Origin of the sequence: Salipiger mangrovisoli, from assembly GCF_015223355.1 — a bacterium.
GTDB classification, from domain to species: Bacteria; Pseudomonadota; Alphaproteobacteria; order Rhodobacterales; family Rhodobacteraceae; genus Salipiger; species Salipiger mangrovisoli.
In genome coordinates this window covers 1-1,064 of the sequence record NZ_JADFFK010000093.1, presented here as the reverse complement: position 1 = coordinate 1,064, position 1,064 = coordinate 1, and the positions used below count along the sequence as shown (strand labels likewise).

Sequence of the window (1,064 nt, the reverse complement as noted above, 5' to 3'; positions counted from 1 at the left end):
CTTGCCTGCGAGTGCATAAGGTCCGAATGATCGCGCCACAAGCGCGCCCGACCGCGCAGGGAAACCAGAGAATGACCTATATTTCCACTCAGCGCCAGGTTGACAGCTACAGTCTCAGTTTCACTGCAATGCATGCGTGCCATCTTGATGCCTTGCATCGCCTTTCAGCTTGTGTGGGCTGGCCCCACCGTCGGTCCGATTGGGCGACGAACCTCGAGACAGGCGTTGGGATCGTTGCAGTCGACGAAATGCAGCGCGTGCATGGCTCGGCAATGTGCTTTCCCTACGGCGATGGGGCCGCAGCGGTCGGAATGGTCATCGCAAATCCAAAGCTCCGCTCCTCGGGCCTTGCCGACATGTTGGCACGGGAAGCCGTAGAACGAAGTGGCAGCCCAAGGGCGTTCCTCAATGCCTGCCAGGGCGACGTACTGTTCTATCGCGGGCTCGGCGCGAAACGAGGAGAGCAGGTCTTCAAGTACGAAGGTGTGCTGAAGGTCAACTTGGTGGCCTTCGCCCCGATCCGGGATTTCGCCCCTGAAGATTTTCTCAAAGTGCTGGAGCTCGATCAGACGTCCTACGACGCCGACCGATCTGCGGTTTTGTCGGGGCTGCTGGCAACATCGGATATTCGGGTGATCGAGCGTGCGGGGCAAGTTGTTGGCTTCGCAATGCGGCGAAGGTTCGGACGAGGCTACGTCATCGGGCCGATCACGGCGGAGCTCGGAAGCGACGCAGTCGCGCTCGCGACGTCCCTGCTGGCCGACCTCAAAGGCCAGTTCGTCCGGATTGATACGCGCCACACCGACGGGGTGTTCCAGCGATTTCTCGGCTCCTTGGGGCTTCGGTGCAAACCGGATGTGGTGACAATGACATTCGGTCGGAGCCCTCGGATCGGCTCCCCCATCGGCTACGCTCTTTCGAGCCATTCGACGGGGTAGAGAAGAGACAGGCGCTGCGCAGGCCTTACTCACTCGTCCGGAGTGAATAGCGATATCGAATTCCGGTCGGTCGAATATGCTTCCCGGCAAAGTCGAACTACCGCGCTCTACGGCAGCTTTGTCCGC

The 1,064-nt window shown here is 60.3% G+C and carries 1 protein-coding gene; it reads left to right on the top strand.

Going from position 1 to position 1,064, the window contains the following annotated elements; all coding sequences use genetic code 11:
• The coding region (locus tag IQ782_RS29595) for a GNAT family N-acetyltransferase (protein WP_240989684.1) at window positions 1-938 on the top strand (938 nt) is incomplete at its 5' end.
• Between the last annotated feature and the right edge of the window lie 126 nt (window positions 939-1,064).